Below are 22,721 nucleotides of genomic sequence, written 5' to 3'. Positions count from 1 at the left end.
AGTAGATGAAGACAGAAGTGGCGCGTCGGTAAAACTTCCAGCGTTCACTGGCAAGGTCACGGCCGGGCAGGCCACCGGAGGGGCCACCGGACGGCTCACGCCGCCAGCGTTCCCGGCACGATCGCGCCGGGGCCGAACTTCTCCCGTGCCCGGTCGGCCACCTCCTCGATGCGGCGGGCCTTCTCGTCCGCCGGGTCGAACGTCAGCTGGTGCGCGGCCCGTTCGGCGGGGGCGATCCCCTCGGCGCGCAGGGACACGGCGCGCACCCGGGCCCGCTGCAGGCCCAGCGCCTCGTACATGCGGTACGCGGCCGTGGTCAGCGCGGTGGAGTGCGCGGTCGGCTCGGGCAGGGCCCGGGTCCGGACAGTCGTGCTCCGGTCCGCGTACCGCACGGTGAGGGTCAGCGTGCGGCACACCTGGCCCTCGTCGCGCATCCTGGCGCCCAGCTCCTCGGCGCCGGAGAGCAGGGCGCGGCGGTGCCGGAAGGGGTCCAGCTCGTCGCGGGGGAAGGGGCGTTCGACGGAGAGCGAGCGGGCGGCGGCGTTCGGCACGACGCGGGTCCGGTCGACGCCCCGCGCCTTCTCGCCCAGTTCACGGCCCGCGCGGGCGCCGACGAGCCGCTGCAGGGTGGACAGGGGGGCGGCGCCGACCTTCCCGAGGGAGTCGAGGCCGTACTCGCAGAGGGTGCGGGCGGTGGCGCGGCCGATGCCGGGCAGCTCGCCGACCGGCCGGTCCGCGAGGAACTCCCGTACACCGTCCGGCCCTTCGGGCACCGCGCGGGTCACGCCGGGGGCAGCGCCGCGCGCGGCCATCCGCGCCAGCATCGGCCCGGGCCCCGCGCCGATCGCGCACTCCACCCCGTACAGCGCGAGTGCCCGCACCCGGATCAGCGCGGCGAGCCCGACGGCGCTCCGCCCGAAGTACCGCCGCGCGCCCCGCACGTCGACGAGCGCGGCGTCGGGCGGCAGCGCCTCCACCTGCGGGGTGAACTCGCCGAGCAGGGCGAGGAGTTGGGGCAGTACCGCCTCGTACATGGGAGGCAGCAGGAAGCGTACGTAGAGGGTGGTGATGCCATCGTCGTTCATCCCGCGCTCCCCGGACTCTGGTGCCACAACTTCCGTGTCGATGCCGTCCCCTCACCCGCCGGGCGCAGGTCCGCCCAGGGGTGCATCTCGTATCCGTTGGCCATGCGGATGCGGCGCCCCTCCGCCGCCGGGGCCCGCTCGGCCCGCTCCTCCGGTTCCGCCTCCGCCAGGCGCCGCGCCACCGCGTCGAGGCCGCCCTCCTTCCGCAGCTCGACCAGTTCCGCCAGGTTCCACGCCGCCGCGCCCACCACGCTGAGGCTGCGCGGCCCGCGGCGCTGGACCACGCCGCGCACGAGCAGCAGCCACGAGTGGAAGACGGTGTGGGCGCACCGCTCGTGGGCGTCGTCGAAGAAGGCCAGGTCGACCAGGCCCGTGCCGTCGTCCAGGGTGGTGAAGATGACGCGCTTGCCGGAGCGGATCGGCGGGGTCTGCGTGGCGGCCTTGGCGCCCGCGACCAGGACGGTCGCGCCGTGCTCGGCCTCGCGCAGCCGCCGGGCGCCGAGCACGCCGAGCTCCGCCAGGAAGTCGCGGTGGTCGGCCATGAGGTGGCGCGAGGAGTCCATGCCGAGGACGCCCAGTTCGGCGCTGAGCCGCTCCGCGTCGTCCAGGTCGGGCAGGCCCGCGGGGGCCGTCTTCCGCCCGCCGGACAGCGGCAGTTGGGCGCCGGTCGCGCCCCGCGCGCCGCGCCGCAGCTCGGCCAGGTGCAGTTGCAGGTCGCGGCGGTTGGCGCCGAACGCGTCGAGCGCGCCGACCTGGGCGAGCCGCTGCGCGACCGGTTTGGAGGGCCTGGCCCGTTCCCAGAAGTCGACGAGCGAGGAGTAGGGCTGCCCGTCGGCGATCCGGGCGGCCTCGGCCTCGCTGATGCCGTGCACGTCGGCGAGGGCGAGCCGCAGCCCCCACCGGTCCGGCGCCCCTTCAGAACCAGACACCAGTTCGATACGGTGGGCGGCCGCCGACCGGTTCACGTCCAGCGGAAGGATCGGCACCCCCCGGCGCCGCGCGTCCGCGAGCAGCAGCCGCTTCGGGTACATCCCGGGGTCGTGCGTGAGCAGCCCCGCGTAGAACGCGGCCGGGTGATGGGCCTTCAGCCAGGCAGACTGGTACGTCGGCACGGCGAAGGCCACCGCGTGCGCCTTGCAGAAGCCGTACGACCCGAAAGCCTCGACGATCTCCCAGGTGCGGCCGATCGTCTCCGCGTCGTACCCCCTGGCCGCCGCCTGCTGCGCGAACCAGAAGCGGATCCGGCCCTGCGACTCGGGGTCGGAGAGCCCGCGCCGCACCCGGTCCGCCTCGTCGCGCCCGCAGCCGGTCATGATGTCCACGATCTGGATGACCTGCTCGTGGAAGACGACGACGCCGTACGTCTCCTTCAGCGGCCCGGCGAGGTCGGGGTGCGGGTAGCGGACGGGCGCGCGGCCGTGCCTGGCCTCGATGAAGGGCCGCACCATGTCGGCGGCGACCGGTCCTGGCCGGAACAGCGAGATGTCGACCACCAGGTCGTGGAAGGTCGCGGGCTGCAGCCGCCCGACCAGGTCGCGCTGGCCGGGCGACTCGATCTGGAAGCAGCCGAGCGTCTCGGTGGACTGGATGAGCCGGTACGTCGCCGGGTCGCCCGGCGGGACCTGGCGCGGGTCGTCGAGGTCCACGGCGTCCCCCGTGGCCCGCTCGACCTCCGCCACCGCGTGCGCCATCGCCGACTGCATCCGCACCCCGAGCACGTCCAGCTTGAGCAGGCCGAGGTCCTCGACGTCGTCCTTGTCGAACTGCGACATGGGCAGGCCCTCGCCGCTGGTCGGCATCACGGGCGTACGGGCGAGCAGCGAGGCGTCGGAGAGCAGCACCCCGCACGGGTGCATGGCGACGCCGCGCGGCAGCGCGTCGAGGGCCTCGACCAGCTCCCACAGCCGTTTGTGGTCGCCCAGCTCCTCGGCGACCGCCCGCAGTTCCGGGAGTTCCTCCATGGCGGCGCGGGCGTCGCGCGCGCGGATGTGCGGAAAGGCCTTGGCGATCCTGTCGATCTCGGCCGGGTCCATGGACAGGGCGGCGCCCACGTCGCGCACGGCGTGGCGGACCCGGTAGGTCTCGGGCATGGCGACGGTCGCGACCCGCTCGGTGCCGAAGCGGCCGATGATCGCGCGGTAGACCTCCAGGCGGCGGGCCGACTCGACGTCGATGTCGATGTCCGGCAGGACGTGCCGCCGCTTGGACAGGAACCGCTCCATGAGCAGTCCGTGCTCGACGGGGTCGGCGTGCGCGATGCCGATGAGGTGGTTGACGAGGGAGCCGGCGCCGGAGCCGCGGGCCGCGACCCGGATGCCCAGGTCGCGCACGTCGTCGACGACCTGCGCCACGGTCAGGAAGTAGGAGGCGTAGCCGTGGTGGTCGATGATGTCCAGCTCGTGGTGCATGCGCTCCCAGTAATCGCGCCGGGAGTCGTAGCCCCGCAGCACCATGCCGGCCGCCGCGCGCGAGGCGAGGACGCGCTGCGCGGTGCGGCGCCCGGCGCCGACCAGGTGCGGCTCGGGGAAGCGCACGGAGCCGATGCCGATGTCGTCCTCGGCGTCGACGAGGCATTCGGCGGCGGTCGCCCGGGTCTGTTCGAGCAGGCGGTGGGCGGTGTCGCGGCGGAAGCCCGCGGCCTCGACGACGCGCTCGGCGGCGCGCAGCATGTCGTCCGCGCCCTTCAGCCACCGCTCGCCGCTGTCGAGCTCCTTGGTCGGGTCGACGGGGACGAGGCGGCGGGCGGCGTCGAGGACGTCGGCGACGGGACCCTGGCCGGGGTCGGCGTAGCGCACGGCGTTGCTCAGGACGGGGCGCACGCCCTGCTCGGCGGCGAAGCCGACGGTGCGGGCGGCGAGGCGCAGGGAGCCGGGCCCGGTGCCCTCGCGGCCGTGCCAGACGGATTCCAGGCGCAGCGCGTCGCCGTACCGCTCGCGCCAGGGGGCGAGGAGGCGGGCGGCCCGGTCGGGGCGGCCCGCGGTGAGTGCGCGGCCCACGTCGGAGGCGGGGCCGAGCAGCACGGTGAGGCCTTCGCCGTGGTTCTCCTGCCAGGGCAGGACGGGCTGCCCCTCCGCCGTGCCGTCGCGGTGCGCGGCGGTGACCAGGCGGCAGAGCGCGGCCCAGCCGATGGCGCCGTCCCGGGCGAGGAAGGTGACGCGGGGGGTCGACTCGTCGATGAAGGCGCCGCCGCGCACAGGGGCCCGGCGCCGCTCGCCCTTGGCCGGGGCGGGCGCCCCCACCGCGAGCTCGGCCCCGAACAGCGGTCGCACGCCCGCCTTGGCGCAGGCCTTGGCGAACCGGACGGCGCCCGCGAGGGTGTCCCGGTCGGTGAGGGCGAGGGCGTCCATGCCCCGCTCGGCGGCGCGCTCGGCGAGCCGCTCCGGGTGCGAGGCGCCGTACCGCAGGGAGAACCCGGAGACGGTGTGCAGATGCGTGAACCCGGGCACACGCACCTCCTGAAACCCTGAATCGATCCGTTCTCACATCCCCCGCCTCCACCATAGACCAGTTTCGAACTTACGTACGACACGTATGTTCGATTCACTGGTCCGGCGTGCCCCACAGCCCGCAGCGTCGTCCGTTCGGCCCATCCCACCTGCGGAAACGCCCCGGGACCCGGAGCGTGGGGGCATGAGGTTCGCCGACGAATTGAAGAGCGCCGTCACTCCGCGAGCAGCCCTGCTCGTCATCGGCGTACTCGCCCTGCAACTGCTGTTCATCGCCTCCTACGTGGGGGCCCTGCACCATCCGGAACCGCGGGACGTGCCCTTCGGGGTCGTCGCCCCGGGCCCCGCGGCCGAGCAGACGTCCGACCGCCTCGACAAGCTCCCCGGCGACCCGCTCGACCCCCGCGTCCTCAAGGACGAGGCCACGGCCCGCCGCCAGATCATGAACCGCGACATCGACGGCGCCCTGCTCGTCGACCCGCGCGGCACCGCCGACACCCTCCTGGTCGCCTCCGGCGGCGGCACCGCCCTGTCCAGGACCCTCACCGAGCTCGTCTCCGAGGCCGACGCCGCCCAGAAGCGCACGGTGAAGACCGACGACGTGGCCGCGGCGTCGAACCAGGACTTCAACGGCCTCTCGTCCTTCTACCTGGTCGTCGGCTGGTGCGTCGGCGGCTACCTGTGCGCGTCGATCCTCGCGATCAGCGCGGGCTCCCGGGCCGCCAATGTGCCGCGCGCGGTCATCAGGCTCGGCACCATGGCGCTCTACTCGATCGTCGGCGGGCTCGGCGGCGCGGTCATCATCGGGCCGATCCTCGGCGCCCTGCCGGGCAGCGTCCTCGGCCTGTGGGGCCTCGGCGCCCTGGTGATCTTCGGGGTCGGCGCGATCACGCTCGCCCTGCAGTCGCTCACCGGCATCGTCGGCATCGGCCTGGCCGTCCTCCTCGTCGTCATCGCGGGCAACCCGAGCGCGGGCGGCGCCTTCCCGCTGCCCATGCTGCCGCCCTTCTGGCAGGCGATCGGGCCCTGGCTGCCGCCGGGCGCCGGCACCTGGGTGGCACGCTCCATCGCGTACTTCGAGGGGAACTCGGTCACCCGGCCGCTCCTCGTCCTCTCCGCCTGGGCGGTCCTCGGCGTCGCCGTCACCCTCGCCCTGTCCGCCCGGCGCAGGACGCGCAGCGGCTCCATCGACCTGAGCGGCACGAACTACGGCAGAGGCAGCACAGTCATCGAGTAGCCGTCGGACCGGGCACGGAAGAGCCCCGCCCCCGCTTTCACGGGGGCGGGGCCTTTCCGCGACCGGTCCGACAGACTCAGCCGATCTCGGCCCCGTACGCGCTCAGCGCCTCGGGAACCGGCTGGAAGAACGTCTCCCCGCCGGCGGAGCAGTCACCGCTGCCGCCCGAGGTGAGACCCAGCGCGGTGTCGCCGGCGAAGAGCGCGCCGCCGCTGTCGCCGGGCTCGGCACAGACGGTGGTCTGGATCAGACCGTCGACCTGGCCCTCCTGGTAGTTCACCGTCGCGTCGAGCGCGGTGACCTCACCGTCGTGGACCTGCGTGGTGCTGCCGCTGCGCGTCACCTTCTGGCCGACCGTGGCGTCCCCGGCCTTGCTGATCGCCTGGGAGCTGCCGTTGTAGAGGTTCACCTCGCTGGGGTGCGGGGTGTCGGCCGTGTACTTCACGAGGGCGTAGTCGTTGCCCGGGAAGCTGGACTCCTCCGTGGCGCCGACCTCCGGGCCGCCCTCCGATTCGGACCAGCTCTTGACCGCGTTGCCGCAGTGACCGGCCGTCAGGAAGTACGGCTCGCCGCCCTTGACGACGTTGAAGCCGAGCGAGCAGCGCGAGCCGCTCCCCCAGATCGCGTCGCCGCCCGCGAGGAAGGCCTTGTACTCGCCCTTGCTGCGCTTCAGTTCGGCCTTTCCTCCGAGGCTCTTCACGACCGAGGCGACCTTGTCGAGCTTCGCGCCGGCGACCGTGCGGTCGGCCGTGACGACGATCTTGTTCGTGGCCGGGTCCATCGCCCATGAGGTGCCGGGCACGGCGGCCTTGTCGTCGAGCGTCGCGCGGGCGCTCTTCAGCTCGGCGAGGGAGTTCTGGACGATTCTGGCCCTGCCGCCCGCCGACTCGACGGTGTCGGCGGCGCTCTCGTGCAGCACGTTCACGACGAGGGCCTTGGCCTTCGCGTCGTAGTACGTGCCCGCGGCGTCCGCGCCGAGCTCCTCGGCGAGGGACGAGGCGAGCTTTCCGGCCTTCGCCACCGAGAGGGTGTCCGGTGCGGGCGTCGGGGAGTTCTCGCTCGCGTTCGCAGTCTGGAAGGTGATTCCCGCGGCGACCAGCGCGGCGATGCCCGCGCCTGCCACGGCGGCACGCCGCTTGGGTATGCGTCGGTGCTTCAAAACTCACGACCTCCTGTGGGGGGAACGGCTCGCCGGGCGTGGGGGCCTGACGGGCCGCAAGGTTGCACCGCACGGAGTTGCCACGCTGAAAAAGCCGCGTCCATGCCAAAGTTGCCTCATCTACTATCCCGAGGCCATCCGGTAGCACACAAGGTCGACTTCAGGACGCGCACGCGAGATCGACAGTGCGCCCCTCGCACAACGAGTGAGCCCGGTCACGCCACGTCGGTTCCCGTTGCAAACACCCCGCGCGAGGAACGATCGTCAGCCTGTGAGGACTAGTCCTGTCCGGTTCTCGACCCTTCCACCGGGGGCGCCTGAGGCGGCTGTTGCTGCTGTGGTTGCTGCGGCAGGTTCTGCTGGGCCCGCTCCAGGAAGCGGAGCAGTTCCACCGGGAAGGGCAGGACGAGGGTGGAGTTCTTCTCGGCGGCGACGGCCACCACGGTCTGCAGGAGCCGGAGTTGGAGCGCGGCGGGTTCCTCCGCCATTTCGTGGGCGGCCTCGGCGAGCTTCTTGGACGCCTGGAGTTCGGCGTCGGCGTTGATGACGCGGGCGCGCCGCTCGCGGTCGGCCTCGGCCTGCCGGGCCATGGAGCGCTTCATGGTCTCGGGCAGCGACACGTCCTTGATCTCGACGCGGTCGATCTGCACGCCCCACCCGATGGCCGGGGAGTCGATCATCAGCTCCAGGCCCTGGTTGAGCTTCTCGCGGTTGGACAGCAGGTCGTCCAGATCGCTCTTGCCGATGATGGAGCGCAGCGACGTCTGCGCCATCTGCGAGACCGCGAAGCGGTAGTCCTCCACCTGCACGACCGCCTCTGCGGCGTCTACCACCTTGAAGTAGATGACCGCGTCGACCCGGACCGTGACGTTGTCGCGCGTGATGCCGTCCTGTGCGGGCACCGGCATCGTCACGATCTGCATGTTGACCTTGCGGAGCCGGTCGACGAACGGCACGACCATGGTGAACCCCGGCCCGCGCACGGAGCTTTGCAGCTTTCCGAGGCGCAGCACCACGCCCCGCTCGTACTGCTTGACGACGCGCGCCGCCGCCGCCGCGTAGACCACTCCGGCCGACCCGAGGGTCAGTCCCGCCGCCACCAGCTCCTCGACCATGCCGGCCCCCCAGGGTCCGAATCGGGCGTGTCGGGCGTTCCCTTCGAAGGTAGCCCTCCCTCAGGACGAGGGCGAGCCCCCGCCCGGTGTCCGGACGGGGGCCCACCCGCTGCTGGCCACAGCTTTCGTGCGTCGTTCGCTGAACTCAGTAGACGCTCACGCTGTACGCGCGCAGCGCCTCGGTGACCGGCTGGAAGAAGGTCGTGCCGCCCGACGAGCAGTTGCCGCTGCCGCCGGAGGTCAGGCCCAGCGCCGTGGTGCCCGAGTACAGCGGGCCGCCGCTGTCGCCCGGCTCGGCGCAGACCGTGGTCTTGATCATGCCGTAGACGACGTCGCCGCCACCGTAGTTGACCGTCTGGTTCAGCGCGGTGACGCGGCCGCTGTGCGTACCGGTCGTGGAGCCGCGCCGGGTGACGTTCTGCCCGACGGTGGGGTCGGCGGCGCGGGTGATGTCCTGGCTGCCCACGGTGCCGGACTTGGTGATCGAGTTGTTGGTGTAGCGCACGATGCCGTAGTCGTTGGTCGGGAAGCTGGAGCCCGACGTGGTGCCGAGCACGGTGGTCTTCGCCGAGTTGGCCCACCAGGTGGTCGCACCGTCGGTGCAGTGCCCGGCGGTCAGGAAGTAGTAGGCGCCCGCGCTGTTGCGCACGTTGAAGCCGAGCGAACAGCGCCAGCTGCTCGCGTAGATCGCGTCGCCACCGGAGATGTACTTCTGGAACTTGCCCGGCGTGCGCTCGATCTTCAGGGCGTCGGCGTTGGACCCGGCCGCGTCCTTGAGCCTGGCGATCTCGGACTTGGAGACCGTGCTGTCGGCGGTCACGACGACCTGCTTGGTCTTCGGGTCGACACCCCAGGCGGTGCCCGCGACGTCGGCGTCGAGGACGGCGTCACTGGCCTGTTCCAGCTGGGACGCGCTGAAGGACGCCATGCCGTCCTGAGCGCTGGCCGCGGGCACGGCGAGCGCTCCGGCGGCGACGAGTCCGGTGGCTATGGCGAGCAGACGGGTGCGTCTCGCCGTGCCACTGTGGGGGATGGTGCGCTTGATCCTCACGTTGTTCCCTCCCGAGGGAAGTCAGTGGGTCCTTGTGGGTTGAGGACCCGTGAGGCGCAGCCAAAGAGCAAGCCCGGATTCCGGTTACGCCGTGCTCCTGACAAGCGCTGCTCGGGAGTATTGAGGGGCGGACACGAGCCGCACAAGGGCGCCTTTCGGCCGTGCCCGATCGGGCACGGCCGGGCCCCTGCTCAGCGGTCGAGAAGGTTCCGCTCTCCCGCCGCGACCTCGGTGACCAGGGTGTTCCCCGGCGGCGGGAAGGGACAGACGAAGTGGTCGGCGAAGGCGCACGGCGGCAGCAGCGACCGGTTGAAGTCGACGGTGGTGCGCCCTTCCGCGTCGGGTGCGGCGGGCCGCAGGAAACGGAAGCGGTAGCTGGACGTTCCGCTGGTGGCGTCCGCGAAGACGGCCCACAGCGATCCGTCCGCCTCGACGCTCACCCGGAGGGTGTGCCCGACTCCCCCGAGCCGGAAGGAGAGTTCACCGCCGAGGCCGAGACCGCGCTCCTTGCCGTCCGCGTTGGGGACCGTGACGGTGCGGTCCTCGGCGTACGGGACGAAGCGGCCCGGCACGGCCCAGCGGGCGTCGTACGCGGTGGCGTCGATGCCCCGGAAGGCGCGGCGGGCGGCGGCGTCCGGGTCGAAGTCGCGCACCGCCCAGAGGCCTTCGCGCCGGATGACGACGAGGCGGCGCCCGCCGTGCGCGACGCGGGCACCGGCGACCGGGCCGCTGTCGGCGGCCAGCAGGACCTCCCCGGTCAGGGGTCGTCCGTCGACGGTGAGGCCGTCGTCCTCCCCGGCGGTCAGGACGACCGCGTCGGCTTCCGGGGCCCAGTGCCCGGGGATGCCCGGCAGCTCTCCGTCCGGGTGGTCGGCGAGCCAGTGCGTGCCGGTGAGGGAGAGCGGCCCGTAGGGGGCCGACACCGTCTCCGTCCGCTGCTCGTGCCAGTGCTTCCAGTCCTGTGCGTCGTCCGTCATGGTGATCAACCCTTCCATACGGGTTCGGGCAGCCCGAGGTGGGAGCGCAGCGTCGTGCCCTCGTACTCCGTGCGGTACACGCCGCGCTCCTGGAGCAGCGGCACCACCTTGTCGACGAAGTCGTCGAGGCCGCCCGGGGTGAGGTGCGGCACCAGGATGAAGCCGTCGGCGGCCTCGGTGCGCACGGACTCCGTCAGGTCGGCGGCGACCTGGCCGGGGGTGCCGATGAAGGACTGGCGGGCCGTGGTCTCGATGACGGTCTGGCGGATGGAGAGCCCCTTGGCCTCGGAGAGCGCCCGCCACTTCGCGGCGACGGCGACCGGGTCGCCGATCTTCACCCGGCCCTGGACCAGCTGCGACTCCGGGTCCGGGTCGATGTCGGGCAGCGGCCCGTCCGGGTCGTACGCGGAGAGGTCCACGCCCCAGACCTGTTCCAGGGCGAGGATCGCGTTCTGCGGGGAGACCTGCCTGCGGCGGATCTCGTTGGCCTTCTCCTGTGCCTCGGCGGCGGTGTCGCCGAGGACGTAGGTGACGCCGGGCATGATCTTCAGGTCGTCGGCGGCCCGCCCGTACTTCGCGAGGCGACCCTTCACGTCGGCGTAGAACTCCCGCCCGGCCTCCAGGGTGCCGTGCCGCGTGAAGACGACGTCGGCGGCCGACGCGGCGAACTCCCGCCCCTCCGGGGAGTCGCCCGCCTGGATCACCACGGGGTGCCCCTGCGGGGAGCGGGGCAGGGTGAACTCGCCCTCGATCGTGAAGTGTTCGCCGTGGTGCGCGAAGGGCCGCGGCCGGCCGTCCGGCGTCCAGGAGTCCCACAGCTCGCGCGCCGTCGCCAGGAACTCGGCGGCGCGGGTGTACCGGTCGGCGCGGTCGAGGTAGCCGCCGCGCCGGAAGTTCTCGCCGGTGAAGGCGTCCGAGGTGGTGACCACGTTCCAGGCGGCGCGGCCCGCGCTCAGGTGGTCCAGAGAGGCGAATCTGCGGGCCAGTTCGAAGGGTTCGTTGAAGGTCGCGTTGACGGTGCCGGCCAGGCCGAGCCGGTCGGTGACGGCGGCGAGCGCGGTCAGGACGGTGAGCGACTCGGGCCGTCCGACCACGTCCAGGTCGTGTATCCGCCCCTTGTGCTCGCGCAGCCGCAGCCCCTCGGCGAGGAAGAAGAAGTCGAAGAGGCCGCGCTCGGCGGTGCAGGCGAGCGCCGCGAAGGACGAGAAGTCGATGTGCGAGCCGGACCTCGGGTCGGACCAGACGGTGGTGTTGTTGACGCCCGGGAAGTGGGCGGCCAGGTGCACCTGCTTGGGCGACCGGGTCAGGTGGGGTCGATGGGTCATGAGGGCTCCCCCGCGAGCGCGGCGTATCGGTTGGCGGGCCGGGCGAGCCCCAGGTGTTCGCGGAGCGTGCTGCCCGGATAGAAGGTGCGGAACAGGCCGCGGTGCTGGAGCAGCGCGACGGTGCCGTTGACGAGCCGCTCCAGGTCGCGGCGCGGCTCGGCGGGCGTGAGGTGGAAGCCGTCGACGGCGCCCGCGCGGTGCCAGTCGGCGATCAGCTCGGCCAGGTCGACGGGTCCGCCCCGGTAGGCGGGCCCCTCGGCGGTGGGCAGCGGCCCGCCCCCGTGCCCCGGCTCGGCGGCGTGCTCCCCGCCGCCGAGGTCGACGTGGAGGGCGGCGAACACCAGCAGCGTGCCCGGGTCGCGCCCCGACCGGGCCGCGAGGCCCCGCAGTTCGGAGCGCGCGGCGTCGGCCCGCTCGGCGGAGGCGACCCGCACCAGGGCGACGTCCGCGTACCGGGCGGCCGTCTCACGGGCCTGCGGGGCGGTCGCGTCGACGACCCGCACCGGGTGGCCCTGCGGCGGCCGCGGCACGATGGACGGGCCGCGCACCGAGAAGCCGCGCCCCTGGAAGTCGACGTAGTGCAGCTTGTCCCGGTCGACGAAGCGGCCGGTCGGCACATCCCGTATCTCCGCGTCGTCCTCCCAGCTGTCCCACAGCCGGGCGGCGACGTCGGCCACTTCACCGGCCTCGCGCCACAGCTCCTCGCGGGACGCGGCGCCGCGCCGCCCGAAGAGGCGGGCCTCGGCCTCGGTCGTCGACACGTCGACCGTCCAGCCGGCCCGCCCGTGGCTGACCCAGTCGAGGGTCGCCACGGCGGCCTGCACGTGGAAGGGCTCGGTGTGGGTGGTCGTGACGGTCGGCACGAGGCCGATGCGCCCGGTGCGGGGCGCGATCCTCGCGGCGACGGCGAGCGCGTCGGGCCCGGGCCGCGCGAAGGAGTCGCCGAGGGTCACGAAGTCCAGCGCCCCGCGCTCGGCGAGCAGCGCGGGCTCGGTGTAGGCGTCGGCTTCGTAGGCCTCGGGCCGGTCGATGGCGACGGCGAGGTGGAGGGGGGCGCGGCAGGCCGATGGGGCCGGGCCGGTGGGTGGGGTGGGCATGCGGAACTCCTAGAGGACCTTGGAGAGGAAGGCGCGTGTGCGGTCGTGGCGCGGGTTGTCGAGTACGTCGGCGGGGGTGCCCTGTTCGACGACGCGCCCGTCGTCCATGAAGACGACGGTGTCGGCCACCTCACGGGCGAAGCCGATCTCGTGCGTGACGACGATCATGGTGGTGCCCCGGCGGGCCAGGTCCTTGATGACGTCGAGGACCTCGCCGACCAGTTCGGGGTCGAGCGCGGAGGTCGGCTCGTCGAAGAGGAGCAGTTTCGGCTCCAGGGCGAGCGCGCGGGCGATGGCGACGCGCTGCTGCTGTCCGCCGGAGAGCTGTCCTGGGTAGGAGTCGGCCTTGTCGGCGAGGCCGACCCGGTCCAGGAGCCGCCGCGCGGCCCGCTCCGCGACGGGGCGCGGCCGCTTGAGGGCGAAGACGGGCGCCTCGACGACGTTCTCCAGGACGGTCAGGTGCGGGAAGAGGTGGAAGTTCTGGAAGACGAAGCCGATCCGGGTGCGCTGCTTGAGCACGTCGCGTTCGGGCAGCTCGTACAGCTTGTCGCCGGAGCGCCGGTGGCCGATGAGCGTGCCGTCGACGCCGACCCGGCCCCCGTCGGCCTTCTCCAGGTGGTTGATGGTGCGCAGGAGGGTGGACTTGCCGGAGCCTGACGGGCCGAGGACGACGGCGACCTCGCCCCTGCGGACCTGGAGGTCGACGCCTTTCAGGACCTCCAGCGGGCCGAAGGACTTGCGTACGGAGCGGAGTTCGACCATGGGGGGATCGAGGAGGGGATCACTGGGCTGCGGCACGGGTTCCTCCGGTCCGGGTGGTGTGCAGGAAGTCGAGTACGGCACGCGCGGTGGCGTCGTTCTGCCGGAAGGTGGGGCTGTTGGTCCGCGGCCGGGTGAACGCGCCCGCGCCGCGCGCGTCGGTGTGCGGGCCGAGCGCGAACCGGCGCGGGTGTGCCGTGCCGGCCCGGTCGAGCACCCGTCCGTCGGCCGGGTCGACGGCGAGCAGCCCCGCCTCGGTCGACGCGGCGCCCTCGGCGTACAGGGCGCGCAGCAGCGGGTCGCGGGTGCGGGCGAGGGTGGGCTGCGGCAGCCGCGCCTCGACGAGTGCGCGGGCCTCGGTGACCTGGCCGGGCAGGGTGGGGCTCTGCGCGCGGAACACCCCGCCCTCGGCGTCGACCCGGACGTCCGCGCCGAGGAACCGCACGACTCCGGCGCGGGAGAGCGCGAGCAGCTGCCTCAGCCGGGGTCCTGGCGGTCCGGAGGCGAGGTGGCTGAAGAAGCCGTGCCACCACGGCCCCACGTCGCCGAGCCGCACCAGCTGTCCGTAGACGGAGAGGAGGCCGAGGAAGACGGCGAGGTCGGGGCTGTGTCCCGGGTCGTGCCGGCGTGCGAGGTCGTCGGCGACATGGCGGCGCAGCCCGTCCTGCAGCGCTTCGTACGACGTGTGGCGCACCCCGGACAGGGGGCGGTCGAGGGCCGTGAGGTCGAGCCGGTCGGCGGGGTCGAGCACGGCGGAGGCGACGAGGGCGTCGAGTGCGGGGCTGCCGGGGTCGCAGGCCTCGTACTTCTCGTCGAAGTCCGTCCAGGCGGTCCTGGTGCGTTCGGGGTGTGCGGTGAAGAGGCGGTGGTAGTGGGCGAAGCCGAGCTCCTTCTCGACGAGCGGCCACACGTCCCGCCGGAAGTCGAACCCTCCGGGCCTTGCGAGGAGTCCGTCGATGTCGGCCGGTCCCAAGTAGCGCGGCAGCGGCGGGCGTTCACCGGCCCCCCAGTCGTAGCCGATCTTCGAGTGGTAGGGGACGCCGCGCCGCGAGCCGACGTACAGGACGGGCTCGCGGCCCGACGGGTGGTACGTGTCGCCTTCGTGCCGTCCGCCGCGGCCCTCGGTGAGCAGCACCATCAGGTCGACGAAGGCGAGGCCGAAGCCGCGCACGACGACGGGCGCGCCGGGCGCCAGCCGCGACAGGTCGCTGTCGGCGGTGAAGTCGGGCGGCAGGTACACGAGTCCGTTGCGTTCGGCGTACGCGGCCAACTCGGCCTGTTCCGGGTCGGGTTCGGCGTCCAGGTGCCCTTGGGCGAGGATGACGAGGTCGGCGGCCAGCGGCTCGTCGGTGCCCTCCAGGTGCACGGCCTGGCGGGTGTCGTGGGCCCCGGCGACGCGCAGCGCCCTGCGCCGGTGGTGGTGGACGGCGATGCCCGCGGGCAGGGCGGCCACGGCTTTCTCGTACACCCAGCGCAGATAGGCGCTCTGCTCGCGACGGCCGAGGAAGGCGCGCCCGTCACGCCCGCTCCACTCGTGCAGGGCGGGGCCCGGCAGGACGGGGCCCGCCACCTCCACCGTGTCGTCGGTGAACATCGTGACGTCCTGGGCCTGCGAGTTCATCCAGAGCAGCGGCGACTGGTCGGGCCGCCAGACGCGCCCGCCGCCCGGCGGGTAGGGGTCGACGAGGTGGATGTCCAGGCCCGCTCCCCCGTACGGCGAGGGCGCGTTGGCGGCGATGCGCTCCAGGATTCCGGTGCCGCGGGGCCCGGCTCCCACGATCACCAGCGAGTCCCGCACCGGACTCATCGGGCCCGCTCCGACCCGCGTGCGTAGTACCGCTCGACGTAGTACTGGCCGACGCTCAGCGCCGAGGTGACCACGACGTACCAGAGGGTGGCGACCATGAGCAGCGGGATGACCTGGTAGGTGCGGTGGTAGACGAGCTGCACGGAGTAGAGCAGGTCCTGGACGGCGATGACGGAGACGATCGAGGTGCCCTTGAGGGTGCCGATCAGCATGTTCCCTGCGGGCGGCACGATGGACCGCATCGCCTGCGGCAGGACGATCCGCCGCAGCCGGCGCCACCGCCCGAGCCCGAGCGACTGCGCGGCCTCGGTCTGTCCGCGGTCGACGGAGAGGAGCCCGCCGCGCACCACTTCGGCGGCGTACGCGGCCTCGTGCAGGGTGAGCCCGATGACGGCGATGGTGACCGGTCCGAGCAGGTCCACCGTCCGCACGCCGAACACCTGCGGGTACAGCGCGCCGATGTTGAACCAGAAGAGCAGCTGGACGAGGATCGGCATCGACCTGAAGAACCAGATGTAACCCCAACTCACCGCTCTCAGCACGGGGTTGGCGGAGAGCCTGCCCAGGGCGAGGAGCGTGCCGAGCGCGAAGCCGAGCACCATGACGACGGCGGTCAGCCAGAGTGTGAGCCCGAGGCCGCGCAGCACGGACGCCGAGGTGAAGTAGTCGGCGACGACGCCCCACTGGAACGCCTCATTGCGTACGACGGAGTCGGCGGCCAGCGCGAGCAGGACCAGCACGGCCGCGGCCGCCGTCCACTGCCCCACGCGGCGGCGTGGCACGATGCGCGGTTCGACGGGGAGATCGGCGGGGTCCCGGGGCGGAGGGGCGGTCGCCGCTTTGGCGAGGGTGTCGGAAGACATGCGGAAGGCTCCGTGGATACAGGAGATCGAACACGGGTGACGCCTTCACACGGACCGAGCCCCTCAGCACGATCCGCCCCGAGATTACGGTCCTCCCGCCGCGCGCTGTCAAGGCCGTCCAGCATATGAGCCGTACGTCTCACGGCAGTTGACGCGGAAACGGATGCCTGTTCCACTTGGCCCATGCATCCACAGCAGTGGCTGGTCACGCGCTCCCACATCGACTTCGGTCGAGTGTGGTCGGCGTCTTGTTGATGCCCTTCTGAGCCGACCCCCCTGCGCGCCGAGCCCGTTCCGGGCCCGTTTCTTTCTCCCGCCACAGGCCGGTCGGTCTTACGCGTACGTCCGACGTCCGCGCCGCCGCGCGCCGTCGCCCCGCCTTCACACGCGTACATCACCGTTCTCTGTCACGAGCGGTGACACCCCTCCCCTCGCACCCCCTCCTATCCCCTCGTATCCCCTCGTACGTCCGCTTCGCTGCCCTGCCTGCCCTGCCGAGCTGGAGACCGTCACGCCATGAGCACGCCCCCGCACTCCCGCCGCCTCCCGGCGGCCTTCGCCCTGATCACCGCCGTCACCCTCGCGCTGACCGGCTGCGGCTCCGGTGACGCCGCCGAGACCGCGGGCGGCACCGGCCCCGCGGGCAAGAGCGCCGGGATCCCGACCGCCGACGTGGTGTCCCCGGTCAAGAAGAGCGAGGCGGCGGCGCGTCTCCTCCCCCGCGACGTGCGCGAGCGGGGCACGCTCGACATCGCCTCCTCCGTCGGCGGCTCCCCGCCCGGCGCCCTCTATCTGGCGGACGGCAGGACGATCGTCGGCCAGGACATCGACTTCGCGGACGCCGTCGCGAAGGTCCTCGGCCTGAGGCTGGAACGGGAGGCCGCGAGCTTCGAGGCGATCCTGCCCGCCCTGGGCAGCGGCAAGTACGACCTCGGCACGGGCAACTTCGGCGTGACCGACGAACGCCGGAAGACCATCGACTTCGTCACGTACATCAACGACGGTCAGGGCTTCGCCGTCCGCGAGGACAGCAAACTGAAGAAGGTCACCGACTTCGAGCAGTTGTGCGGCCTGAACGTGGCGACCGGCGCGGGCACCACCTTCGAAGTCACCCTGGAGGACAACAAGCACGTCTGCGCGGAGGCGGGCCAGAAGCCGTACGCCGTGAAGACGTACGCCGAGCAGAGCGCGATCTGGGCCGCGCTCCAGCAGGGCCGCGCCGACGTGGTGATGTCCACCATCAACGGTCTGCGGTACGCCGTGAAGCAGCAGGAGGGCCTGAAGTTCCTCGGTGAGTACCGGCGGCTCGACGTCGGCTTCGCCTTCAAGAAGGACACGAGGCTGGCGCCCGCGTTCCGGGCGGCCGTCGACCAGCTGATCAAGGACGGGACGTACGACCGCATCCTGCGGAAGTGGGGCACACAGGGTTCCGCGATCGAGAAGTCGCGGATCTCCCCGCCGGAGATCAAGGACTGACGCCCACTCAGGCGACACGGTCATGCGTCCCGGTCAGGCGCCCCGCTCAAGCTCCCTGGTCAGAGCCCGCAGTCGCAGCAGGAGCAGCACTCACAGATGCCGCAGCAGCCACAGTCGCAGTCGCCGCAGTTGCTGCAGCAGCCCTCGCGCTTCTTGCGGGACCAGGGACCTTCGTACTCGTCGGCGCAGCACATCTTGCAGGTGCAGCAGAGCCCGATGGCGACGGCACACCCCGCCCAGAAGCCTCGCCTGCCGGGCTTCTGGGGCGGCTGCGGCTCGAAGGCGGGCCCGCCACCGAAGCCCCCGGGGCCACCGGGACCGGCCGCTCCGCCAGAGCCGCCCGGCATCCCGCCCCCGTACGGATTCTGCGAGCCGTACGGACCGCTGGAGGGCGGCGGCCCGTACGGCCCGCCCTGCTGCGGCGGCCCGAAAGAACCGCCCTGATGAGCTGTCACCTCATGCGCGTGACCGCACTCGGTCGTCCCGAAGGCGCGGTCGACCGACCTGCCCAGCTCGTGCGCGAGCAGCATGTGCGCCAGCTTGCCGTCGGTGAACTCGGCGTCGCGCAGCGCGAGCCGGATGCCGTGCAGCGCGTCGTCGGCGAGACGGCGCGCCTCGGCCAGGGACGTGCCGGTCGCCGTGAGCGGGTTCCAGGCGCCCGACGCAGCGTCGGCTTCCCTGTCCTCCACGGCGTCGAGCAGGTGGGCGAGCCTGCCGAAGAGCCGGCCCGCCTCGGCGAGCGGCGCCGCGTTGCCGGGCCGCCCGGCGAGGACGGCGGTGTGCGCGAAGGCCGCGGCGGTCGCGGTCTCGGTCGGCTCAGTGACCGTGAGCAGCGAGCTGCCGGGCCCCGCCAAGGCCTCGATGCCGGCCTGCCGTTCGACGGCGTCGACCAGGACCGCCGTGTCGAACCCCACGTCGGCGCCGGTCCGGGCGCCCGCCCTGTCCCAGCTCCTGGCCACGCGCCGGGCGGCGACGGCCACCGGCCTGCGTGCCAGGAGCCCGTCGCCGTCGACGACATGGTCGCGGACCTTCGCCGAGGCGAGCACCAGTGAGACGGCGGCGGCGAGCCGCGCTCCCTCGCCCTGGGCCACGGAGGCGGTCCGCATCCCTCGCAGCGGACAGGGCCCCGCGGTGCGCCGCCAGCCGGTCGACCGCTCGGCCTGAGCCTCCGTCAGGACCGAGATGATGAGCCCGTCGTAGTTCGTGACGACGCGGGCGAACTGCCCGTGGTCACCGCGCAGCGCGAGACAGAGTCCGCAGAGGTGCGCCATCCACTGCGTCTTGAGGCCCTCACCGAGGCGGTGGCTGCAGGGCCTGACGATTCCGAACAAGACGACTCCCCCGAGTGGCCCGGACACGATCAACTCCGGCATCGTAGCCAGCGGCTCGTTCACCCGTACGCACCGACCGTCACCCATACGCCGTGAAGAATCATATTTCACTCACAGTCAGCAGCCGTGCACAGCACGACCCTTGGAGCGCACCGCGCGTCGGCGTGTTGACTCTGCACCAGTACCGTCACGAAAACCCCGCGCGGCGACTATCCACTTGGCGCATCATCCGCATCATGGACGACGATAGGGATGCGGAATTCAGGGAAACCGCTGCGAGAGGAGGCGTCCATGGGATCGGTGCGCAAGGCGAGTGCCTGGCTTGGCCTCGTCGACGACAACAACGACGAGCGTTACTACGACGACGGCTACGAAGACGACCGGGCCGAGGGACCTGACCAGCCGGAGGCCTGGGTCACGGACCCGCGCGCGCGGGTGGCGAGCGAGCCGGCCCAGGACCACGGGCAGCGGATCGGCACCGTGACCCCGGACAGCTTCCGGGACGCGCGCCACATCGGTGAGCTCTTCCGGGACGGCGTCCCGGTCATCATGAATCTCACGTCCATGGAGCCCAGCGACGCCAAGCGCGTGGTCGACTTCGCGGCCGGCCTCACCTTCGGCCTGCGCGGTTCGATCGAGCGCGTGGCGACGCGGGTCTTCCTGCTCACCCCCGCCGACACGCAGATCGTCAACGGCGAGGCCGTGAGTCGCCCTTCGGACGGCTTCTTCAATCAGAGCTAGGGGCAGGGCCGCTCACCGGAGCCCGGGCCGGCACGGGGCCGGTCACCGGAAGGCATCGAGACCGGTGAGCGCCTTGCCCAGTACCAGTTGGTGCATCTCGGAGGTGCCCTCGTAGGTGAGCACCGACTCCAGGTTCGTCGCGTGCCGCATGACGGGGTACTCCAGCGAGATGCCGTTGGCGCCCAGGATCGTCCTGGCCGTGCGGCAGATCTCGATCGCTTCCCTGGCGTTGTTGAGCTTGCCGAAGCTGATCTGCTCGGGACGGAGCCGGCCCGCGTCCATGCGCCGTCCCAGGTGATGGGCGAGCAGGACGCCCTTGTGCAGCTCGACCGCCATGTCGGCGAGCTTGGCCTGGGTGAGCTGGAAGCCACCGATGGGCCGGCCGAACTGCTCACGGCTCTTCGCGTACTCCACGGCCGCCTCGAAGGACGAGCGGGCCGCGCCCATGGCCCCCCAGACGATGCCGTAGCGGGCGTGGGAGAGACAGCTCAGCGGCCCCTTGAGGCCGGTCACCTCGGGCAGCACGGCGTCGGCCGGCAGCCGCACCTCGTCGAGGACCAGTTCGCTGGTGACACTCGCGCGCAGTGACCACTTGTGCTTGATCTCGGGCGCCGAGAAGCCCCGCGCGTCGGTCGGGACGACGAATCCCCTGATGCCGTCGTCGGTCTGCGCCCAGACGACGGCGACCCCGGCCACCGACCCGTTCGTGATCCACATCTTGCGGCCGGTGAGGATCCAGTCCGTCCCGTCCTTCTTGGCGTGCGTCCGCATGGACGCCGGGTCGGAGCCGTGGTCGGGCTCGGTCAGCCCGAAGCAGCCGATGATCTCGCCGGCGGCCATGCCAGGCAGCCACCGCTGCTTCTGCTCCTCGGAGCCGAACCTCCAGATGGCGTACATGGCGAGGGACCCCTGCACGGAGACGAGGGAGCGGATGCCCGAGTCGGCGGCCTCAAGCTCCAGACAGGCGAGTCCGTACTGCACGGCGCTGGCCCCCGCGCACCCGTACCCCCGCAGCGACATGCCGAGGGCCCCGATGGAGCCGAGCTCGCGGGCCAGCTCGCGGATGCCGGGCAGCTCGCCCCTCTCGTACCAGTCGGCGATGTGGGGCAGGACCCGGTCGGTCGCCCAGGTGCGGACGGTGTCGCGGATCGCGAGGTCCTCCGGGTCGAGGAGGTCGTCGATGCCGAGGGGATCGGCGGGATCGAAGGGCGGCAACGGGGTACGGGCACTTGCGGACATGCGGACCTCCGGCGATACAAAACTAGCAGTGTTAGTTAGCGATAACTCCCGCAGACGTTACGACCCGGCCTCCCACACGTCCAGACCATCCAGGCCCCCTTCAGGGGCCCTGAAGGGGGCCCCGTAAGGGGCGCGGGGAACTGCGCGACCAGCCACACCCCACCCGCACCCGGCGAACACGGACCCGCCCCTCAGGGGCGCGGGGAACTGCGCGACCAGCCCAGAACGGCCCGCACCCGAAGAACCGCCCCCCCCTCAGGCTCAGGCGTCCACGGACGACCCGGCGCCGACCCGCGCCGGGTCCCGGGGGCCGGGCACCCCGGGTTCAAGCCGCGCCGCAGGCGCCCCGCACTCCATCCCCCGCGGCAACCGCAGCGCCGCCACCGCCCCCGCCAGCAGCAGCCCCGCACTGACGAGCAGCGTCACATGCAGCCCGTGCACGAAGGAGTCCCGCGCCGCGGCCCGCAGCGCCGCACCCGAATCCCCGCCGAGCCGCGCCGCGACCTCGTACGCCTCGCCGAGCGAGTGCCCCGCCGCGGCGCTGTCCGCCGCGGACACCTCGGGCACGGAGGAGAGCCCCGGCGCGTACGCCGCGTTCATGACGCTGCCGAGCAGCGCGATGCCGATGCCCGCGCCCAGCTGGTAGGAGGTCTCGCCGATCGCCGCCGCGCCGCCCGCCTGCGCCGGCGGTGCCTCGCTCAGCATCGACTCGTACGCGCCGAAGAGCGTGGTCTCCAGGCCGAAGCCGAGCAGGACGAAGCCGACGAGGAGCAGCGTGTCGTCGGCGTGCGTGCCCATGCCGGTGAGCAGCAGCACGGCGGCCGCGGTCAGGCAGAAGCCGGCGCAGACCATCGTGCGCGGCCCGAGCCCGCTGAGCATCTTCGAGCCCGCGAGGCCCGCGGCCATCGCGGCGACGGTGAGGGGCACAAGTCGCAGGCCCGTCTCCAGCGGGGTGAGCCCAAGGACGAGCTGGAGGTACTGCGCGGCGATCAGTTCGAGGCCCACCAGGGCGAGCATGGCGAGGACGATGCAGCCGACCGACGTGCTGAACGCGGGCCGCGCGAACATCGACAGGTCGACGAGTGGATGCTTGCGCCGCCGCTGTCTGCGGACGAAGCCGACGAGGAGGGCGCCGCCGACGGCGAGGGAGACCAGCGTCGTGGCGCCGAGCGGCGACTCGCCGCCGCCGAGCCGCTTCACCCCGAGGACGAGGCCGAAGAGCCCGCCCGCGGCCATCAGCGCGCCGGTCACGTCCCACGGCCCGTTCCTGTCGCCGGTCGACTCGGGCAGCAGCCAGCGTCCGATGGGCAGGCTGACCAGCATCAGGGGAATGTTTATGAGGAAGACCGAGCCCCACCAGAAGTGTTCGAGGAGGAACCCGCCGAGCAGCGGTCCCACGGCGGCGCCCACCGCGGCCACCGCGCTCCAGATGCCGATGGCTAGGGCGCGTTCGCGGCGGTCGGGGAAGACCTGGCGCAGGATCGACAGGGTCGCGGGCATGATCATCGCGCCGCCGACGCCGAGCAGCGCGCGGGCGGCGATCAGGACCTGCGCGTTGTCGGAGAGGGCCGCGATCGCGGAGGCGACGCCGAAGAGGGCGTATCCGAGGAGGAGGACGCGTCTGCGGCCGACGCGGTCGCCGAGCGTGCCGAAGAGGATGAGGAGCGAGGCGCAGACGAGCGGATAGATGTCGACGATCCACAGCAGCTCGATCGCGCCGGGCTTCAGGTCCTCGGTGACGGCGGGAACCGCGACGTGCAGGACGGTGGCGTCGACGGCGACGAGCAGCAGGCTCACGCAGAGGACGACGAGCACGACCCAGCGGTTGGCCCCGGCACCGGCCCCGGATCCCCGACGGCCCTGCGGTGCTGCGGCCGTGGTCGTCCCGGACATGTGCGTACCTCCCAGTGGTCCCTCGCGACAGCGGCCTGCGGGACGGTAACTCCCTGCTCCGGCGGCACAGACAAGGCGAGTGAGCCGTCAGAGTACGCGAGTCGACGCCTGGGGCGCGTG

At 72.5% G+C, this 22,721-nt stretch carries 17 protein-coding genes; 3 read left to right on the top strand and 14 right to left on the bottom strand.

Annotated features, from left to right (window positions below; genetic code table 11):
* Positions 1-95: 95 nt before the first annotated feature.
* The gene (locus AB0H82_RS11475; protein ID WP_362991538.1) at positions 96-1,070 is read right to left on the bottom strand and encodes a hypothetical protein; all 975 of its coding nucleotides are present in this window, start codon (positions 1,068-1,070) and stop codon (positions 96-98) included.
* 11 nt (positions 1,071-1,081) lie between these two features.
* Positions 1,082-4,531, bottom strand: a complete 3,450-nt coding sequence (locus AB0H82_RS11470) for a DNA polymerase III subunit alpha (RefSeq protein ID WP_362991286.1) — start codon at positions 4,529-4,531, stop codon at positions 1,082-1,084.
* Between the two features lie 184 nt (positions 4,532-4,715).
* Between AB0H82_RS11470 and AB0H82_RS11465 the strand changes: the two genes are divergently transcribed.
* Positions 4,716-5,768 carry a DUF3533 domain-containing protein gene (locus AB0H82_RS11465; RefSeq protein WP_362991284.1) on the top strand — a complete coding sequence of 351 codons (1,053 nt, stop codon included), beginning with the start codon at positions 4,716-4,718 and terminating at the stop codon, positions 5,766-5,768.
* Between the two features lie 76 nt (positions 5,769-5,844).
* Here the strand turns inward: AB0H82_RS11465 and AB0H82_RS11460 are convergent, their stop codons facing one another.
* The 9 genes from AB0H82_RS11460 to AB0H82_RS11420 form a co-directional block, all read right to left on the bottom strand.
* Complete coding sequence (locus AB0H82_RS11460; protein WP_362991282.1) at positions 5,845-6,927, bottom strand: S1 family peptidase; 1,083 nt, start codon at positions 6,925-6,927, stop codon at positions 5,845-5,847.
* 278 nt (positions 6,928-7,205) lie between these two features.
* Complete coding sequence (locus AB0H82_RS11455) at positions 7,206-8,042, bottom strand: slipin family protein (protein WP_362991280.1); 837 nt, start codon at positions 8,040-8,042, stop codon at positions 7,206-7,208.
* A 145-nt stretch (positions 8,043-8,187) separates the two neighbouring features.
* The gene (locus tag AB0H82_RS11450; protein WP_362991278.1) at positions 8,188-9,093 is read right to left on the bottom strand and encodes a S1 family peptidase; all 906 of its coding nucleotides are present in this window, start codon (positions 9,091-9,093) and stop codon (positions 8,188-8,190) included.
* Between the two features lie 191 nt (positions 9,094-9,284).
* Positions 9,285-10,070: a DUF1684 domain-containing protein gene (locus AB0H82_RS11445; RefSeq protein ID WP_362991276.1), complete on the bottom strand. Its 786-nt coding sequence runs from the start codon at positions 10,068-10,070 to the stop codon at positions 9,285-9,287.
* A 5-nt stretch (positions 10,071-10,075) separates the two neighbouring features.
* A complete protein-coding gene (locus AB0H82_RS11440) occupies positions 10,076-11,395 on the bottom strand; it encodes an NtaA/DmoA family FMN-dependent monooxygenase (protein ID WP_362991274.1) in 1,320 nt (439 codons plus the stop codon).
* A complete protein-coding gene (locus AB0H82_RS11435) occupies positions 11,392-12,492 on the bottom strand; it encodes an LLM class flavin-dependent oxidoreductase (RefSeq protein WP_362991272.1) in 1,101 nt (366 codons plus the stop codon). Before AB0H82_RS11435 ends, AB0H82_RS11440 begins: the two co-directional genes overlap by 4 nt.
* A gap of 9 nt (positions 12,493-12,501) precedes the next feature.
* Positions 12,502-13,254, bottom strand: coding sequence for an amino acid ABC transporter ATP-binding protein (locus AB0H82_RS11430; protein ID WP_362991536.1), 753 nt, complete (start codon positions 13,252-13,254; stop codon positions 12,502-12,504).
* A gap of 19 nt (positions 13,255-13,273) precedes the next feature.
* The gene (locus tag AB0H82_RS11425; protein WP_362991270.1) at positions 13,274-15,058 is read right to left on the bottom strand and encodes an FAD/NAD(P)-binding protein; all 1,785 of its coding nucleotides are present in this window, start codon (positions 15,056-15,058) and stop codon (positions 13,274-13,276) included.
* Positions 15,055-15,921: an amino acid ABC transporter permease gene (locus AB0H82_RS11420; RefSeq protein WP_362991268.1), complete on the bottom strand. Its 867-nt coding sequence runs from the start codon at positions 15,919-15,921 to the stop codon at positions 15,055-15,057. The genes AB0H82_RS11425 and AB0H82_RS11420 overlap by 4 nt, the downstream gene beginning before the upstream one ends.
* Before the next feature lie 516 nt (positions 15,922-16,437).
* Here AB0H82_RS11420 and AB0H82_RS11415 point away from each other — a divergent pair.
* Positions 16,438-17,397 carry an ABC transporter substrate-binding protein gene (locus AB0H82_RS11415; RefSeq protein WP_362991266.1) on the top strand — a complete coding sequence of 320 codons (960 nt, stop codon included), beginning with the start codon at positions 16,438-16,440 and terminating at the stop codon, positions 17,395-17,397.
* A gap of 59 nt (positions 17,398-17,456) precedes the next feature.
* On the opposite strand, the gene AB0H82_RS11410 is transcribed toward AB0H82_RS11415, so the two are convergent.
* Positions 17,457-18,728, bottom strand: a complete 1,272-nt coding sequence (locus tag AB0H82_RS11410) for a DUF5685 family protein (protein WP_362991264.1) — start codon at positions 18,726-18,728, stop codon at positions 17,457-17,459.
* Positions 18,729-19,019: 291 nt separating this feature from the next.
* Here AB0H82_RS11410 and sepF point away from each other — a divergent pair, with 291 nt between their 5' ends.
* A complete protein-coding gene (gene sepF, locus AB0H82_RS11405; RefSeq protein ID WP_362991262.1) occupies positions 19,020-19,469 on the top strand; it encodes a cell division protein SepF in 450 nt (149 codons plus the stop codon).
* 42 nt (positions 19,470-19,511) lie between these two features.
* On the opposite strand, the gene AB0H82_RS11400 is transcribed toward sepF, so the two are convergent.
* Both AB0H82_RS11400 and AB0H82_RS11395 read right to left on the bottom strand, forming a co-directional pair.
* Positions 19,512-20,708 carry an acyl-CoA dehydrogenase family protein gene (locus AB0H82_RS11400; RefSeq protein WP_362991260.1) on the bottom strand — a complete coding sequence of 399 codons (1,197 nt, stop codon included), beginning with the start codon at positions 20,706-20,708 and terminating at the stop codon, positions 19,512-19,514.
* Between the two features lie 261 nt (positions 20,709-20,969).
* Positions 20,970-22,601, bottom strand: a complete 1,632-nt coding sequence (locus tag AB0H82_RS11395; protein WP_362991258.1) for an MFS transporter — start codon at positions 22,599-22,601, stop codon at positions 20,970-20,972.
* Between the last annotated feature and the right edge of the window lie 120 nt (positions 22,602-22,721).

The sequence above is a fragment of the Streptomyces sp. NPDC050732 genome, assembly GCF_040654255.1.
Taxonomy (GTDB): Bacteria; Actinomycetota; Actinomycetes; order Streptomycetales; family Streptomycetaceae; genus Streptomyces.
Note: the sequence above shows the minus strand (reverse complement) of the source record. Positions and strands in the feature narration are given on the sequence as shown.

Coding starts and splice junctions, on each gene's coding strand:
- AB0H82_RS11465 (WP_362991284.1), top strand. CDS start 4,716: ATGAGGTTCGCCGACGAATTGAAGAGCGCCGTCACTCCGCGAGCAGCC.
- AB0H82_RS11420 (WP_362991268.1), bottom strand. CDS start 15,921: ATGTCTTCCGACACCCTCGCCAAAGCGGCGACCGCCCCTCCGCCCCGG.
- AB0H82_RS11415 (WP_362991266.1), top strand. CDS start 16,438: ATGAGCACGCCCCCGCACTCCCGCCGCCTCCCGGCGGCCTTCGCCCTG.
- AB0H82_RS11440 (WP_362991274.1), bottom strand. CDS start 11,395: ATGACCCATCGACCCCACCTGACCCGGTCGCCCAAGCAGGTGCACCTG.
- AB0H82_RS11430 (WP_362991536.1), bottom strand. CDS start 13,254: ATGGTCGAACTCCGCTCCGTACGCAAGTCCTTCGGCCCGCTGGAGGTC.
- AB0H82_RS11455 (WP_362991280.1), bottom strand. CDS start 8,042: ATGGTCGAGGAGCTGGTGGCGGCGGGACTGACCCTCGGGTCGGCCGGA.
- AB0H82_RS11425 (WP_362991270.1), bottom strand. CDS start 15,058: ATGAGTCCGGTGCGGGACTCGCTGGTGATCGTGGGAGCCGGGCCCCGC.
- AB0H82_RS11435 (WP_362991272.1), bottom strand. CDS start 12,492: ATGCCCACCCCACCCACCGGCCCGGCCCCATCGGCCTGCCGCGCCCCC.
- AB0H82_RS11445 (WP_362991276.1), bottom strand. CDS start 10,070: ATGACGGACGACGCACAGGACTGGAAGCACTGGCACGAGCAGCGGACG.
- sepF (WP_362991262.1), top strand. CDS start 19,020: ATGGGATCGGTGCGCAAGGCGAGTGCCTGGCTTGGCCTCGTCGACGAC.
- AB0H82_RS11395 (WP_362991258.1), bottom strand. CDS start 22,601: ATGTCCGGGACGACCACGGCCGCAGCACCGCAGGGCCGTCGGGGATCC.
- AB0H82_RS11400 (WP_362991260.1), bottom strand. CDS start 20,708: ATGTCCGCAAGTGCCCGTACCCCGTTGCCGCCCTTCGATCCCGCCGAT.